Origin of the sequence: Kribbella albertanoniae (genome assembly GCF_004348455.1) — a bacterium.
GTDB classification, from domain to species: Bacteria; Actinomycetota; Actinomycetes; order Propionibacteriales; family Kribbellaceae; genus Kribbella; species Kribbella albertanoniae.
This window is the reverse complement of the sequence record NZ_SMKA01000075.1, coordinates 1-15647: the sequence shown is the minus strand read 5'-3', so window position 1 is coordinate 15647 and position 15647 is coordinate 1. Positions and strand designations below refer to the sequence as shown.

Annotated in this window: 14 protein-coding genes; 6 read left to right on the top strand and 8 right to left on the bottom strand. The window is 68.1% G+C overall.

Annotated elements, in window-relative coordinates:
- Nucleotides 1–102 precede the first annotated feature (102 nt).
- Entirely contained in the window at nt 103–792 is a 690-nt protein-coding gene (locus E1261_RS18215) for a uracil-DNA glycosylase (protein ID WP_202874805.1), read from the bottom strand.
- Between the two features lie 434 nt (nt 793–1226).
- On the opposite strand from E1261_RS18215, the gene E1261_RS18210 reads away from it, so the two are divergent.
- Together E1261_RS18210 and E1261_RS18205 are read left to right on the top strand one after the other, a co-directional pair.
- Complete coding sequence (locus tag E1261_RS18210) at nt 1227–1400, top strand: hypothetical protein (RefSeq protein WP_238176289.1); 174 nt, start codon at nt 1227–1229, stop codon at nt 1398–1400.
- 37 nt (nt 1401–1437) lie between these two features.
- A complete protein-coding gene (locus E1261_RS18205) occupies nt 1438–2883 on the top strand; it encodes an aminopeptidase P family protein (protein ID WP_132408071.1) in 1446 nt (481 codons plus the stop codon).
- 251 nt (nt 2884–3134) lie between these two features.
- On the opposite strand, the gene E1261_RS18200 is transcribed toward E1261_RS18205, so the two are convergent.
- Nucleotides 3135–5081, bottom strand: a complete 1947-nt coding sequence (locus tag E1261_RS18200; protein ID WP_132408070.1) for a M13 family metallopeptidase — start codon at nt 5079–5081, stop codon at nt 3135–3137.
- 127 nt (nt 5082–5208) lie between these two features.
- Here E1261_RS18200 and E1261_RS18195 point away from each other — a divergent pair, with 127 nt between their 5' ends.
- Nucleotides 5209–6144, top strand: a complete 936-nt coding sequence (locus tag E1261_RS18195; RefSeq protein ID WP_132408069.1) for an SMP-30/gluconolactonase/LRE family protein — start codon at nt 5209–5211, stop codon at nt 6142–6144.
- Between the two features lie 4 nt (nt 6145–6148).
- Here the strand turns inward: E1261_RS18195 and E1261_RS18190 are convergent, their stop codons facing one another.
- Nucleotides 6149–6442, bottom strand: coding sequence for an HU family DNA-binding protein (locus E1261_RS18190; protein ID WP_132408068.1), 294 nt, complete (start codon nt 6440–6442; stop codon nt 6149–6151).
- 126 nt (nt 6443–6568) lie between these two features.
- Nucleotides 6569–7369 (bottom strand): phytanoyl-CoA dioxygenase family protein, encoded by an 801-nt coding sequence (locus E1261_RS18185; RefSeq protein WP_165952551.1) that lies wholly within the window; start codon nt 7367–7369, stop codon nt 6569–6571.
- A gap of 44 nt (nt 7370–7413) precedes the next feature.
- Between E1261_RS18185 and E1261_RS18180 the strand changes: the two genes are divergently transcribed.
- The 3 genes from E1261_RS18180 to E1261_RS18170 all read left to right on the top strand — a co-directional run bounded on the left by E1261_RS18180 (nt 7414) and on the right by E1261_RS18170 (nt 9882).
- Nucleotides 7414–8217 carry a helix-turn-helix domain-containing protein gene (locus E1261_RS18180; protein ID WP_165952550.1) on the top strand — a complete coding sequence of 268 codons (804 nt, stop codon included), beginning with the start codon at nt 7414–7416 and terminating at the stop codon, nt 8215–8217.
- 83 nt (nt 8218–8300) lie between these two features.
- The gene (locus tag E1261_RS18175) at nt 8301–9320 is read left to right on the top strand and encodes an LCP family protein (RefSeq protein ID WP_132408065.1); all 1020 of its coding nucleotides are present in this window, start codon (nt 8301–8303) and stop codon (nt 9318–9320) included.
- A gap of 4 nt (nt 9321–9324) precedes the next feature.
- On the top strand, nt 9325–9882 hold the full coding sequence (locus tag E1261_RS18170) for a DUF1990 family protein (RefSeq protein ID WP_132408064.1): 558 nt from the start codon (nt 9325–9327) through the stop codon (nt 9880–9882).
- Here E1261_RS18170 and E1261_RS18165 read toward each other — a convergent pair.
- The 4 genes from E1261_RS18165 to E1261_RS18150 form a co-directional block, all read right to left on the bottom strand.
- Nucleotides 9835–11961 carry an MMPL family transporter gene (locus E1261_RS18165; protein ID WP_132408063.1) on the bottom strand — a complete coding sequence of 709 codons (2127 nt, stop codon included), beginning with the start codon at nt 11959–11961 and terminating at the stop codon, nt 9835–9837. The genes E1261_RS18170 and E1261_RS18165 overlap by 48 nt on opposite strands.
- 81 nt (nt 11962–12042) lie before the next feature.
- Nucleotides 12043–12729: a response regulator transcription factor gene (locus tag E1261_RS18160; RefSeq protein ID WP_132408062.1), complete on the bottom strand. Its 687-nt coding sequence runs from the start codon at nt 12727–12729 to the stop codon at nt 12043–12045.
- Complete coding sequence (locus tag E1261_RS18155) at nt 12632–13855, bottom strand: sensor histidine kinase (protein ID WP_132408061.1); 1224 nt, start codon at nt 13853–13855, stop codon at nt 12632–12634. The genes E1261_RS18160 and E1261_RS18155 overlap by 98 nt, the downstream gene beginning before the upstream one ends.
- A gap of 83 nt (nt 13856–13938) precedes the next feature.
- Nucleotides 13939–15495, bottom strand: a complete 1557-nt coding sequence (locus E1261_RS18150; protein ID WP_165952549.1) for an alpha/beta hydrolase — start codon at nt 15493–15495, stop codon at nt 13939–13941.
- Nucleotides 15496–15647: the final 152 nt, after the last annotated feature.

The window sequence follows — 15647 nt, the reverse complement described above, 5'->3', positions numbered from 1 at the left end:
AGGCAGCAGCGGCCCGAGACCTATGGTGCGGGGTCTCCGGCCGTCGCTTACTGTCTCCGGCCGCGACTGGTGGCGGGAGCGGGCGGGCGGTTCGCGGAGAGGTTAGGGGAGTTGCCAGTTGATCGGGGTTGCGCCCTGCTCGACCAGGAGGGCGTTGACCCGGCTGAACGGGCGGGAGCCGAAGAAGCCCCGGTCCGCGGACATCGGGCTCGGGTGCGCGCTCTCGACGTACGGGATCTTGCCGAGCATCGGCTTCAGGGTCTGCGCGTCGCGGCCCCAGAGGATGGCGACGAGCGGGCCGCCGCGGTTCACGAGCGCGTGGATCGCCTGCTCGGTGACCGACTCCCAGCCTTTGCCGCGATGCGAACCCGACTTGCTGGGCTGCACGGTGAGCACTCTGTTGAGCAGCAGGACGCCCTGCTCTGCCCACGGCGTCAGATCGCCGTTCGACGGAGCCGGTACGCCGACGTCCGCCATCAGCTCGCGGTAGATGTTCGCCAGGCTGCGCGGGATCGGCCGGACGTCCGGAGCGACCGAGAAGCTCAACCCCACCGGATGCCCCGGCGTCGGATACGGATCCTGCCCGACCACCAGCACCTTCACCTGCTGGAGCGGACTCTGGAACGCCCGCAACACGTTCTCCCCAGCCGGCAGGTACGGCCGCCCGGCCGCGATCTCCCCCCGGAGGAACTCCCCCATCCGGCTGACCGTCTCCTCGACCGGCGCCAACGCTTCCGCCCAGTCGGGCGCCACCAAATCCGTCAAAGACTTCGGGCTCACCCGCCACAGCATGTCAGCCCCCGATCACTCCCGGCACCTCGGGTGGGTGATGGCGCGGATCGTACGACGCTGTGATGTCGCTCTCCGTTCGCGTGTCGTCCAAGCCCCGGTCGGCCCACGCCAGGTACAAAGGTCACGGCCTCGCAGAGTATGAGCTGCGAGGCCTTCACATGCCCCCACCGCCCCACCTTGTGCACCGGCCAACCATCTGGACGCCGCCGAACTGGTCGATGGGTGCTCAAGGTGATGATCCGTGGCCCAACGGTAGGCGCGCTCGTCCTTGTGCACGGGTCGACCCGTCGCGAGCACCTTGAGCACCGATCAGTCACTTGCGTGCCGCGGGAATGGTTGATCCGTGCTCAAGGTGGGGAGGTGAGGGCACTTTGGGCACGGCTCGACTGTTTGCGAGGCGCGGGAGTGGTTGGTGGGTGCTCAAGGTGGGCGGGATGATCGCGGCCACTGACAGGCAGGCTGATGATGCCGCGGAGGCGCGGGGGGTCGGGCCGAGCGTAGTCTTCGTGGACGAGCGGAATGCGATCACGCGCATCGGCTCGGATCCCGCGGAAGCGCTGCCGGACAGCGGCCTGACCCGCGGTGACGAACTGCACACCCGGGGCTGACACTGGGCCCCTGCGCCGAAACGAGGACTGGTCGACGATGACCGAGAACACCACAGCCGCTGACGGCACCGCGCCGAAGACCGCGTCGCACGACTCCGTTCCGAGCGCGAAGCTGGCCGCGTTCATGAACTCGGGTTGGGCCGACTCCGAGCGGCAGGACGTGACACTGAGCCCCGCCGGCGTCTGGGCGGCGAAGCGGCGGGATGCGTTGTCGCAGGCGTTCCCGGGTGAGCGGCTTGTGATCCCGGCCGGGACGTACAAGGTGCGGTCCAACGACACCGACTACGTGTTCCGGCCGCACACCGACTACGTCTGGCTGGCCGGCGACCAGACCTCGGACGCCGTCCTGGTGCTGGAGCCGAACGGTACGACGGGCCACGACGCGGTGCTGTACTTCCGCCCGCGTTCGGACCGCAGTCAGGGGTCGGAGTTCTGGCGCGACCGCACGTACGGCGAGCTCTGGGCCGGGCGCCGCCCGTCGCTGGAGGAGACCGCCAAGGAGTTCGGCCTCGAGACCCGGCACATCGACAAGCTCGGTGACGCGCTCAAGAACGACGTACAGACTCGGGTACGGCGCGGTGAGGACTACTCGATCGCGCCTCTGCTGAGTGGTGCGCGGACCGATGACACCCGGGACCTGGAGTTGGCCACGACCCTGTCCGAGCTGCGGCTGGTGAAGGACCCGTGGGAGATCGAGCAGTTGCGTGAGGCGGTTGCGATCACCCACCGCGGCTTCTCCGACGTGCTGTCCGAGATGGACCGAGTCCGCGAGTACGGCGAGCGCTGGATCGAGGGCACGTTCTGGCGCCGGGCGCGGGCGGAGGGCAACGACGTCGGGTACACCTCGATCGCCGCAGCCGGACCGCACGCGACCACGCTGCACTGGATCGAGAACGACGGCCCGGTCGTCGACGGAACGCTGATGCTGCTCGACATGGGCGTCGAGAACCGGCAGCTCTACACCGCCGACATCACCCGGACCCTGCCGGTGAACGGCGAGTTCACGCCGCGCCAGCGTGACCTCTACCAGCTCGTCCTCGACGCGCAGAACGCCGGCATCGCGGCCCTCAAGCCCGGTGTGCCGTTCCAGTCTGGTCACCACGCCGCGATGGAGGTCATCGTGCGCGGTCTGGACGCGATGGAGCTGCTGCCGGTCTCGGCCGAGGAGGCCCTGGACCCGGCGAGTAACCTGCACCAGCGCTACACCCTGCACGGCACCAGCCACATGCTCGGCCTGGATGTCCACGACTGCGCCTCCGCCCGCGAGGAGAACTACCGCAAGGGCGACCTGCAGACCGGCTACGTCCTGACCGTCGAGCCCGGCCTCTACTTTCAGGCCGACGACCTCACCGTCCCCGAGGACCTGCGCGGGATCGGTATCCGGATCGAGGACGACATCCTGATCACCGACACCGGCGCCGAGAACCTCTCCGACGCCATGCCCCGCACCATCGAAGGCCTCCAGAACTGGATGTCCTCCTAACCCCCATCTGCCTGGTACACCCATCCGATGGTGGGTTGGCAAACCGGAATCAGGTTGGCCAACCCACCTCCCGGCGGGTCTACCCATCAGATGGGCGGTCACCGGGGAGAGGGCCGTGGCGGTCTTGGTAGGTGCCGGTGGGGGTGAGGGTTGCCATCCGGAAGATGATCTCGGTGCCTTCTTCGACGGTTTGGTGGCCGGAGTGGGCGTTCAGGCGCGCAGGTTTCGCCCGAGAGGTCCGGAGTCGGTTGTCACCAGATGCGCACCCGGTCCTCGGGCGCGAGCCAGAGGGCGTCGTCTTCCGTGGTGCCGTACGCGTCGTGGAAGGCATCGATGTTTTTCACGACTGCGTTGCAGCGGAACTCGGGCGGGGAGTGCGGGTCGATGGTGAGACGGCGGGCCGCCTCTTCGGGGCGGGTCTTGGTTGCCCAGGCGTGAGCCCAGGCGCCGAAGAACCGCTCCGCACCGGTCTTGCCGTCGATCACCGGCGACTCGGCGCCGCTGAGCGAGAGCTGGTAGGCGTGGTAGGCGATGGACAGCCCGCCGAGGTCGCCGATGTTCTCGCCGAGGGTGAGCTTGCCGTTGACGAACTGCCCCGGTGTCTCCTCCGGCGACAAGGCGTCGTACTGCGCGACGAGCTTGTCGGTGAGCGCCTCGAAGGCGGCGCGGTCCTCGTCGGTCCACCAGTCGTTCAGGTTGCCGGCGCCGTCGTACCGCGAGCCCTGGTCGTCGAACCCGTGGCCGATCTCGTGCCCGATCACGGCCCCGATCGCGCCGTAGTTGACCGCGTCGTCGGCGTCCAGGTCGAAGAACGGCGGCTGCAGGATCCCGGCCGGGAAGACGATCTCGTTCTGCCGGGGGTTGTAGTAGGCGTTCACCGTCTGCGGCGTCATCCGCCACTCGTCGCGGTCGACCGGCGTCCCGAGCTTGGCCAGCTCACGCGCGGTCTCCACCGCGACCGAGCGGCGCAGGTTGCCGAACAGGTCGCTGGGGTCGATCTCGAGCGCGCTGTAGTCCTTCCACTTGTCCGGGTAGCCGATCTTCGCCACGAAGGTGCCCAGCTTGTCGAGCGCACGACGGCGGGTCTCCGGACCCATCCAGTCCAGCCCCTCGATCCGCTGCCGGTAGGACTCGACCAGGTTGGCGACGAGCTCGACCATCCGGGACTTGGCGATCGGCGGGAAGTGCTCGGTGACATACAGCTGGCCTAGCGCCTCACCGAGCGCCGACTCGACCGCGCCGAGCCCGCGCTTCCAGCGCTCCCGCAGCTCCGGGGCGCCGGTCAGCGTCTTGCCGTAGAAGGCGAAGTTCTCGTCGACGAAGGCCTTGCTCAGCACGGTGGCGGCCGAGTGCACGATCTGCCAGCCCAGCCACTCCTTCCACTGCTCCAGCTCGATCTCCTGCAGGGCGGCCGCGGCCGCGGTCAGGAACTCCGGCTCGCGCACGACAACCTGCTCGAACGCGCTCTCCGGGACGCCGGCACCGGCCAGCCACCCGGACCAGTCGAGCCCGGAGGTGAGCTTCTCGAGCCCCGCCCGGTCGAGCTTGTTGTAGGTCTTGGTGACGTCGCGATCCTTGACCCGGTCCCAGTGGTGCGCGGCCAGCCGCGTCTCCAGCTCCAGGATCCGCTCGGCGGCCCCGGCCGGATCGGGCCGGCCGGCCAGCTCGAGCATCCGGGTGACGTGGGCGACGAACGCCGTCCGCGTCTCGGCGAAACCGTCCTCGCGGTAGTAGGACTCGTCGGGCAGGCTCAGCCCACCCTGCATCAGGTAGACGATGTGCTGGTCGGACTGCTTGGCGTCCGCGTCGACCCAGACCCGGAAGACGCCCGCGACACCCTCGAGCTCGAGCTTGCCCAGCACCTCGACCAGCTCGGCGACATCGGTGACGCCGTCGGCCAGCGCGAGCTGCCCGGCGATCGGCTCGGCACCCAGCCGCTCGATCGTCTCGGAGTCCATGAAGCTGGTGAAGAGGTCGGCGATCTTGCGCGGCTCGCTGCCTTCGGGATGACCGGCGGCGACGGTCTTCTCCACGATCGCGCGGACATCCTGCTCAGCGGTGTCCCAGAGCGCGTGGAAGGCGCCGTAGATCGCCTTGTCGGCCGGGATCTCGTTCGCCGCCAGCCACGGACCGTTGACCGACCGGTAGAGGTCGTCCTGCGGCCGCACCGGACTCGAGCTCTCACTATCTGCTGTCATCCCTGCCCCAAAAGTTTGTGTTGAGTTGCTGACAGTGAACATACCCGTTGGCCAGAGCCGGTTCTGAACTTTCCACAGGCCGATTCCGTTCTCCTGACCGAGACCCACGGATCAGGAGGACCCGCCCATGTCACACCTCGTCCGCCGGCTGGCAGTACTCGCCGGCGTACCCGCTCTGCTGCTCGGTCTGGTCAGTGCACCGACCGCAACGGCGACTTCCCAAACCACCAGTTTCCCGGCCCGGATCGAGCTCCCGGCCGGCTTCCAGCCCGAGGGCATCGCGATCGCCCGCAGTACGGCGTACTTCGGCTCCCGTGCGAACGGAGACATCTACGCCGCCGATCTGCGGACCGGCACCGGCAAGGTGCTCAGCCCCGGACCCGGCACCGGCTCACTCGGCATGAAGGTCGACCAGCAGGGCCGGCTGTTCGTGGCCGGTGCGGCCGGCGGCAACGGTCGCGTGATCGACACTCGGACCGGCAAGGCGCTGGCCAGCTACACATTCACCACGACGACGCCGACGTTCGTGAACGACGTCGTCCTCGGCAAGGACGCGGCCTGGTTCACCGACTCGCAGCGGCCGGTCTTCTACAAGCTGCCACTCGGCCGGCACGGCAAGCTGCCGGCGGAGGCCGAGACCATCCCGCTCACCGGCGACTACGAGCACAAGCCCGGCAACAACGGCAACGGCATCGCCCTGACGCCGGACGGCAGTGCGCTGATCATCGTCCAGTCCTCAACCGGCTTCCTGCTCCGCGTCGACACCAAGACCGGAGTGGCCCGGCGGATCGACCTCGGCGGCGCGCTGATGACGAACGGCGACGGCCTGCTGCTGAGCGGCAGAACTCTGTACGTCGTCCAGAACCGGCTGAACAAGATCGCCGTGGTCGGCCTGGACCAGGCGGCCACGAAGGGCAGCGTGCTGCGCGAGATCACCAGCACGGACTTCGACGTACCCACGACGGCTGCGGCGTTCGGCAACCGGCTCTACCTGCCGAACGCCCGCTTCACCACACCACCGACCGCGACCACGCCCTACTGGGTGACCGCGGTTCAGCGGTAGCAGGTCAGGAGATCGTCCGGAGGTTGCCGCGTGCGGCAGCCTTCAGACGGCTCCCGCAGGACAGTCGCACGGAGTAGCCGGCCGGGATCGACAGCGGCTCGCCGGTCTGGGGGTTGCGGCCGGTGCGCGGTGCGCGCAGGACCCGCTCGATGCTCAGCAGACCGGTCAGGGAGACCTTGTCGCCCTTGTGCACGGCCTCGGTGACCACGTCACCGAGCGCGTCGAGGACCCGCTCGGCCTGGTTGCGCGGAATGCCCGCCTTCTCCGCCACTCCGGCGACCAACTCGTTGCGGTTCACGGCTCTCCTCACACGACTCGACTGATTCAGGTTCGACCGGAACCTTAACCGAAATGATTGTCGTTAGCGAGAAGCAATCCGGATATCGGTCAGTGACCGGGGCGGTGGGGTGGGGAAAGAGTTCAATTACAGCCAGTCCTGGTCGTGCCAGTGGTTCTGCCAGCGGGCGTCGATGGGGTCGTCGGCGCGCTGATACCGGATGTCCGTTGAGAGCCGCATCACATCGGAGACGTTGTCCAGAGCGGCGTGGATGGTGTGGGCGGTGTGGATGACCACGTCGCCGGCCGCATAGTCGGTCACCAGCCAGTTGGCGTCGTACTGCTCGGCCAGTGCAGGCAGGTCGGCGGTGATCGAAGCAGCCGGCAGTTTCAGGGTCTCCTCGTCGGCGAGCACCCGGTGGTGACTGCGCTCCAGGTAGGTCAGACCGCCCCGGCTGACCGGACAGTCGCCCAGTGGGATCCACGCCGAGAGCACCTGGTCGCTCCCGCCGCGCAGGTAGACCAGGTCGTAATGCGCCTGGGTAGCGGTCCCGATGCCGTTCTCACCCGGAGCAATCTGCCGGATGATCTTCCGGCGGTGCAGAAACGGCTCCCCGCCCAGAAACCACTCGAACCAGCCCTTCAGGAGCGCGCAGAAGGTGGCGTACTCCAGTCCCGGCACGATCTGCTCGAACAGCACCCTCCGGTACGACGCTCGGTCCGTGGCAGCGCCGGTGCGCTCGAAGTAGTACCTCCGGAACTCCAGCACCACCTGTGGATCCAGCAGCCCTCTCAGCAGCAGGTAGCCGTCCCGCTGCAACCGCTCCCGCAGGACCGGCAGATCGGTCCGCTCGTGATCCGGTACGGCGGTCAGTTCGCCGAGCCGTCGTTCGTCCAGTACGTACCCGTTGGATGTCAGCACATCGACAATTCCACCGGCTGCAGGCATCGACTGGAATGGACAGGGCGGAGTACTTCTTGGACTCTTGTTCCATGGCCAACTGGTCCACCTACCTGACTCCTGGCCCTGCTGAGCAACAACTTGGACTCTTCTGCCTGGGCGTCGGCGAGCAGATCCACGCTGGGGTACCGGCTCCGGAGCGGGCGCTGGGGTGCCATGCGTTGGTGTGGGTGAAGGAGGGCCGGGGGCAGCTCCTGCACGGTCCGGACCGTCAGCTGTTCGAGGTGCGGTCGCCGGCCATGCTGTGGCTCTACCCGGGTGTTCTGCACGGCTACCGGCCCGCGACGAAGTGGCGGCAGCTCTGGGTGCTGTTCGGCGGTACGGCGACCACCGGGCTCGCTGCACTCGGTCATCTGGACCCCCACAGACCGGTGAGCCGGTACGCCGACCCCAGACCGGTCGACCGGGCGTTCGGCCGGCTACTGCGGGTCGCTGGCGCGCACAACGCCGTACAGACAGCTGCAGCGTTGTACGACGTACTCGGCCTAGCTGCGGTGGAGTCTGGCGACGGAGTGGCTGAGCGGCTCGCTGGGCTCGCCTGTGTGGTCGCCTCGGTTCAGGACTATGCCGCAGAGCTCGGACTCACAGTGAAGGAGCTACGCGAGGCAGTACGGCGTGAGGCCGGAGTGACACCGCAGGAGCTCGTACTGCGGACCCGGTTGAGCACGGCGAAGGCTCTGCTCGCAGAAGAGGAGCTGTCGATCGCTGCCGTGGCCAGGCGGGTGGGCTACGAGGACCCGGCGTACTTCAGCAGACTGTTCACAGCGCGTACCGGGGTGTCACCGCGCACGTTCCGGCGGTCTGGTTCGATTCCCGGGCCGATTTCCTCCTTCTGAAGGAGGCGGTACCGACTTTCAGACCGCTAGATTCGTTCACTGGAGTGACGTCCGTGGCGCCGCGCACCGATACGGTCGTGGGTATGAGTCAACCGCAGCCCATGGACCAGCGTTTCGCGAGCAGGCCGAACGGCCGCCGCCCGAAGAAGCGGAAGAACTGGTTCCTGAGGACCCTCGGCCTGCTGATCCTGGTCTTCGTGCTGATGCTCGTCACCGTCCCGCTCTACGCGTGGAGCCGGATCGACAAGATCGACGCGATGCCGACAGGTACCAGGCCGGCCGCCACCTCCGGTACGACGTACCTCCTGGTCGGGTCGGACGGACGTGAAGGGCTGAGCCGCGCCGAGCGCGCTCGGCTGCACACCGGGAAGGACTCCGGCTCGCGCACCGACTCGATCATGCTGATGCACGTCCCGGCGTCCGGTCCGACAGTGCTGGTCAGCGTCCCGCGCGACAGCGTGCTCACGGTGCCGGGCCACGGCAAGAGCAAGGTGAACGCTGCCTTCGCGTACAACAAGGGCAATCCGTCCCTGCTGATGAAGACTCTGGAGAACAAGACAGGCCTGCGCATCGACCACTACGTCGAGATCGGCTTCAGCGGCTTCGCCTCGATCATCGACAGCCTGGGCGGGATCAACATGTGCCTGCCGAAGGCGATGAAGGACGAGGACGCGCACATCGACCTGAAGGCCGGCTGCCAGGACCTGGACGGCGTGAACGCGCTCGGCTACGTCCGCTCGCGGAAGGCCGACGGCAAGAACGACTTCGGCCGCGTCGAGCGGCAGCGCCAGATGGTCGGGGCGGTCGGCAAGAAGGCGAGCTCCCCGTCGACGTTCCTGAACCCGGTGCGCTACTACGGCGTTGCGACCAAGGGCGTGGACGCACTCACCGTCGACAAGGACATGAGCCTGTTCGACTTCATCAAGTTCGCCCGCGGCATGCGGGCGGTCTCCGGTAGTGGCGGTGTCACGCTGACCGTGCCGATCGGCGACGACAGTGTTCCGGTCGACGGCGGCGTCGGTGTCGGCTGGGACGAGGCGAAGGCCAAGGCGCTCTTCACCAAGCTCAAGTCCGGCGACACGACCGGACTGAAGAGCAGCTGACCTGATGCGGCTCGACGACCTGCCCCAACTGCACTTCTCGTACGACGTGGTCGGTTCCACCCGGTTCGACGAGACTCCGGCCGGTTTCCACCGGCTGGAGCACCGGGACCGGCTGGGCGACGGCGACGAGGTGTTCCGGCGCGCGGGTGAAGCCCTGCTGAGCTGGCGGATGCACCGGCTCGCAGGGCTGCCGTTCACGGCTGACGGTCCCGCAGCGATCGGAGTGAACGCCCTGGGACGACTAGGACCCGGTATGGCGCTCGGCCGGCTGCGCACCGCCGTACCGATCGGTCTGGTGGGCCTACCGATCCCGTGCCGGGTGGTGTGGACCGTCGACGAGCCGGACCGGATCGGCTTCGCGTACGGGACGTTGCAGGGACACCCGGAGTCCGGTGAGGAGTCCTTCGTGGTGACCCGCGAGTCCGACGGCATCTACTTCACCGTGACCGCCTACAGCCGTGCGGCGGCCTGGTACGCCCGTCTGGGCGGACCGGCCACCCGCACGCTGCAAGGCCTAGCGGCCAAGCGCTACGCCAACGCCTTGGGGCGCCTGTCGGCGTAGGGACTCGCCTTCGATGTCGACGGTGGGCAGCAGGCGGTCGAGCCAGGCCGGCAGGTACCAGGCGCGGTTGCCGAGCAACGCCAGGACGGCAGGGACGATCGTCATCCGGACGACGAACGCATCGATGGCCACTGCGAACGCGAGGCCGAATCCCATCTCCACGATCAGCGTCTGTCCGGCCAGGATGAAGCCGGCGAAGACGGCGACCATGACGACGGCCGCTGCGGTGACCACGCGGGCGCTGTGGGCGAAGCCGTCGATGACAGCGGCGCGTGGACCGGCACCGCGCACGTGTGCCTCACGCATCCGGGTGACCAGGAAGACCTGATAGTCCATCGCCAGTCCGAACACCACACCCACCAGCAGTACGGGGAGCATGGGGATCACCGGCGCCGCCTGGCCTTCGAGCCCGAACAGCCCGGCCAGCCAGCCCCACTGGAAGATCGCGACCAGTGCGCCGAAGGTGGCCGCCACAGTGAGCAGGAATCCCAGCGTCGCCTTCAGTGGCACGACGATCGAGCGGAAGACCAGCGTCAGCAGCAGAAACGCCAGTCCGACCACCAGCGCCAGGTACGGCGCCAGCGCGCTGGCGAGCTTGTCCGACATGTCGATGTCCACCGCAGTGGATCCGGTGACGGACACCCGGGTGCCCGGGACCTCCGGCAGGTCCCGCAGCGTCTGAACGAGTTCTCTGGTCTCCGAACTGCCCGGACCGGTCGTCGGGACAACTGTCAGCAGCGCGGTGTCCCCGGCTGGGTTGAACCGCGGTGGCTTGACCGCGGCCACGCCCGGCAGCGTGCTGATGGTCTGAGCCGTGGCCGCCGCAGTGGCCGACGTACCGCCGTCGACGACGACAATCAACGGCCCGTTGACGCCAGGGCCGAATGCACCCGAGACGAGGTCATAGGTCTTGCGTTGAGTGCTGTCCGGCGCCGATGTGCTGTCGTTCGGCATCTCCAGCTCGAGATCGGTGGCCGGGAGCGCGAGAGCGCCGAGACCGAGCACAGACACCGCCAGGACCGCGACCGGCCGGCGTGTGACCATGCGCGCCCAGTTGCGCCCCATCGAACCAGTGCGTTCGTTGGGAGTGACCCGGCGACCCGCGAAGCCCAGGAGCGCCGGAAGCAACGTCAGAGCGATGGCAACCGCCAGTACGACGGTCAGCGCGGCAGCCACTCCCATCTGGGTCAGGAAGGGGATGTCGACGACGAACAGCCCTGCCAGAGCGATCACCACGGTCGCCCCGGCGAACACCACTGCGGACCCGGCTGTCCCCACGGCACGCCCGGTCGCCTCTTCGGGGTCGAGCCCGGTACTGAGTTCGTGCCGGTATCGGGACATGATGAAGAGCGCGTAGTCCACCGACACCGCGAGTCCGAGCATCAGGGCCAGCAAGGGCGTTGAACTCCCGATGCCGACGAAGCCCGACGCGGTGGAGATCGCAGTCACCGCGATCCCGATGCCGACCAGAGCCGAGAGCAGCGGCAGGGCCGCGGCGACGAGTGAACGGAACATGAGCAGCAGGACCAGGGCTGCGACGGCAAGGCCGATCACCTCGCTGAGGGGCGGTCCACCGTCCGCTTCCAGCGCGTCCCCGCCGTACTCGACGGTGAGTCCGCTCGCCCGGGCCGGGGCGACCGCGGCATCGACCGCCTCCTTCGCTTCGGCGGTCACCTCCTCCGAGGGGACGCTGAACGTCACCTGTGCGTAGCCGGTGCGCCCGTCGGGCGAGACCGTCTTGGCGGTGAACGGGTCGACGACACTGCTCACCTGCGGCGCGGTGGCGATCCGGGCCAGCGTCTGCCGGACCTCAGGCTCGTCGGCCAGTTGCCGGCCCGGCCCGGTCTGGAAGGCGATCCGGGCGGTCGCCTGGCTCGCTCCGGCTTGTGGGAAGCGTTGCGCGAGCAGATCGGCCGCACGCTGCGATTCGGTGCCCGGAATGGAGAAGCCGGTCGCGGTCGGGCCGGACAGGGTGACTGAGCCGACCACGCCGGCCGCCAGCACCGCCAGCCACAGGAATGCGACCAATCCGCGCCGACGGAAGGCGAACCGGCCGAGCCGATAGAGGTAGATAGCCATGCCGTCGATGCTCGCGGGGCCGAGCCGTCGCGCGCGTCAGCCACCGGTGGGCTCCTGGGCGTACGGCGTTCGTCGTACCGGCTACTGCAGCGGCGGTACGACGGTCCCCGGCCGCACCAGGCCGGTCTGGTACGCGATCACGACCAACTGTGCTCGATCGCGACAGCCGAGCTTGGTCATGGCTCGGTTGACGTGGGTCTTGGCGGTCGACGGCGCGAGCACCAGCCGGAGCGCGATCTCGTCGTTGGACAGCCCGAGCGCGACCAGTCCGACGATCTCGCGCTCGCGTTCGGTGAGGAGGTCCAGCACCGACGGGCCGATCTCGCCACCAGTGCGTGGCTCGGCCAGGAAGCGGTTCATCAGGCTGCGCACCGCTTTGGGTGACAGCAGTGCGTCGCCACGCGCCACCACCCGGATCGCGTCCACCAGCTCGTCCGGCTCGACGCTCTTGCCCAGAAAGCCGCTGGCACCGGCCAGGACGGCTTCGAACACGTACTCGTCGATTTCGAACGTGGTCAGGATCAGCACCTTCACACCGGCCAGATCGTCGTCGGCGGTGATCGCACGGGTCGCCGCCAGCCCGTCAACCTCGGGCATCCGGATGTCCATCAGCACCACGTCGGCCCGCTCGGTCCGGGCCCGCTCGACGGCCTCGCGCCCGTTCGCGGCCTCAGCGACCACCTGCAGGTCCGGTGCGGAGTCCACCAGCACCCGGAAGCCGCTCCGGATCAGCGTCTGGTCGTCGGCCAGCAGCACTCGGATCGTCATCGGTGACTCCCGTCTGGAGGGGAAGGACCGCGGACACCTCGAAGCCGCCCGCTGTTGGCCCGGTCCGGAGTGTGCCATCCACCGCGGCGACGCGCTCGCCCATCCCGATCAGACCATGCCCGATCAGACCGTGCCCGGCTGATGGACTCGCGCCGGTGGGGTGGTGGCCGCCGGTGTCGGTGACGACGACGGTGAGCCCGTCCGGCCCGCGGGCGATGGTGATCCGGACCTGCGCGCCCGGTGCGTGTTTGAGGACGTTGGTCAACGACTCCTGCACGATGCGGTACGCCGTGAGCTCCACAACCTCAGGTAGGTCACCAAGGTTGGTCGGTGGAGTCCACTCGACCGCTACCCCAGATGCTTCGAAAGAGGCGACGAGAGTGGCCAGCTCGCGGAGAGACGGTGATGGCGCTGTGGGCAGCGGAGTGCCGGAGCGCCGGAGGACACCGAGCAGGATGGTCAGCTCCTGCAGGACTGTGCGGCCGCTGTCTCTGACGAGAGCCAACGCGTGTTCGGCCCCAGGCGGATCGCTGCGTAGCAGGTGGGCAGCGACTCCGGACTGCACGTTCATCAGGGCGATGTGGTGTGCCATGACGTCGTGCAGTTCGTGAGCGATCCGCAGCCGCTCTTCCCTCGCGGCTCGGTCCTCCAGCTCACGCAGGTAGGCCCGCCGGTACCGCCTCGCTTCGCCGATGGCAGCGCCGAACAGAACGACCAGACCGTTGAACAGGTTCGCCATCAGCTCGCCGTGAGTGAAGACGGCGGCCGCCACCAGCGTGACCGCGACGACTGCGATCACAGACGTCATGCGGGTACGTCGGTCGCTGCGCAGCATCACGGTGTACGCAGCGCAAGCCATGAACAGCCCGATCGGACTCAATGCCTTCTGACTGACCGAGTAGCTGACCCCTGCTGCGGTGGTGAGGCCGAGAGCGAGCAGCGGGTTCTTCCGGCGAACTAGCATGCCGCCTGCCGCTGCCGCGCAGAGCACGATCCCCGAGACGGTCAGCGTGACCTCACCAGCGCCATGTTGCCGCTGCCCCAGCAGAAAGAGGTTGAGCACCAGAATGGCCAGGGCCAGCAGGCACTCGAGCACCCACTGGCACCGCAGCGACAACCTACCCATCTCTTCACAGTACGTGGCAGACGTGCCCCTGACGTCCTGCTGTTGCAGTACCGCCGATGTACCGCAACGGCGGTACTACAGGATCATCGCTCCAGGAGTGGCACCTTCGTGATTGGTGCTTTCAGGGTGGCTGGGGTGGGGACCGGCAGCGCGTGGCCCGGGACTGAGGTGTCGGCCGGCGGTAGTTCGCCGGTGAGTAGGTACTTGGTGCCGATGTCGTTGGCGGCGGTGTTCACCAAGGCCCGTGAGTTGCTGAAGACGCAGTGCTTGCCGGAATCCCGCTCAGTCACCAGAACCGAGCTCCGCAACACCTTGTGCAGCTTCAGAGCACCGGCGTACGGCGTGGACGGGTCGCCGACCGTGTTGAACATGAGGATGCCGGGTAGCCCCTTGCCGGAGACGTGGACCGGGGTGTGGTTCGGCACCGGCCAGTCCAGACAGGCGCCGCCGCCGGCCCAGACGTTGACCCATGTGAACTGCGAGACCTTGGCGAGTCGTGCGGCGTCGCGCTCGTAGCGGGCCCTGGTGGAAGGCCAGTCCGCGTCGACGCAGATCACCGCGTTGAAGATCGCGTTGAACCGCTCGGACGCCGCACTGGTGTCCGCTGCGGCGAAATCGACCAGAGCGCTGTCGTCACCGCCGACCACGTAGCTGCTGAGCGCACTGGTGAAGGCGATCCAGTTCGACTCCGAGAACATCACTCCGCCGGCTGTGGTGAGCAGTTCGTAGGCGCCGACCACACCGTGCGGCGTACGGCGGAACTCGGCGAGTGTCTTGTCCCAGTTGGCGCGAACCTGGTCGACCGCGGTCCCGAGGTGGTAGACGGTGTCGTACTTCGCCACCCAGCCGAGGTAGCTGGTGAACCGCTTCTCGAACGCCGGTGCCTGCGCCAGTGAGGCCTGGTACCAGACGTCGCGTGGGGTCGGGTCGATATTGCCGTCCAGGATCATCCGACCGACCCGCTCCCGGAACAGCTCGCTGTAGACCGAGCCGAGGTACGTCCCGTACGAGAAGCCGACATAGTTGAGCTTCTGCTCGCCAAGTGCGGCCCGGATGTTGTCCATGTCCCGAGCGACGTTGTCGGTGCCCAGGTGTGGCAGCAGCGCGCCGGCCTTCGCGCCGCAGCCGTCCGCATAGTCACCCCACAGCTTCCACAGCGGGTCACGGCTGGCCGGCGCGTCCGGATCCGGTTGCGGCGTGGGGAAATGCGACGGATCGGCGCAACTGATCGGTGAGCTGTGGGAGACCCCGCGTGGGTCGAAGCCGATCACGTCGTAGGCATCGAGTACGGCGGGCTGCAGCCGGGTGAAGCCAGTGGCGTCGGGGCGGGTGAGCGTACCGGCGTATGCCGCACCCCCGCCGCCCGGACCACCCGGGTTGACGAAGAGCGCACCCAGCCGCTTGGACGGGGCCTTGGCAGCGTGCTTGGTGACCAGCAGGTCGAGCGTCGCGCCGGCTGGTTTCCGGTAGTCGACGGGTACCTGGAGCGTGGCGCAGGTCAAGGCGGGGAAGGGCTGAGCGATGTCAGCCGGGCAGGCACCGAAGACCAGCGGCTCCGGTGGCGGCGCGGCCGTTGCCGGGACGACCGGAGCGATCAGGGCAAGCGTTGCAGTGGCGACAACGGGTAGGCGGAAACGCATGAAGCAACCCCCTTGGACGAACGCTGAGGCTCGCAACGTAGCCATCGGCTGCCAGGACACGCCAGCAAGTTGCCTCTTCGTGCAATGCCGTTCAGCTAGCGCGCTGCCTGGATGGCGAGGTCTCGGAGTTGTTCGTAGCGGGGGCGTAGGGC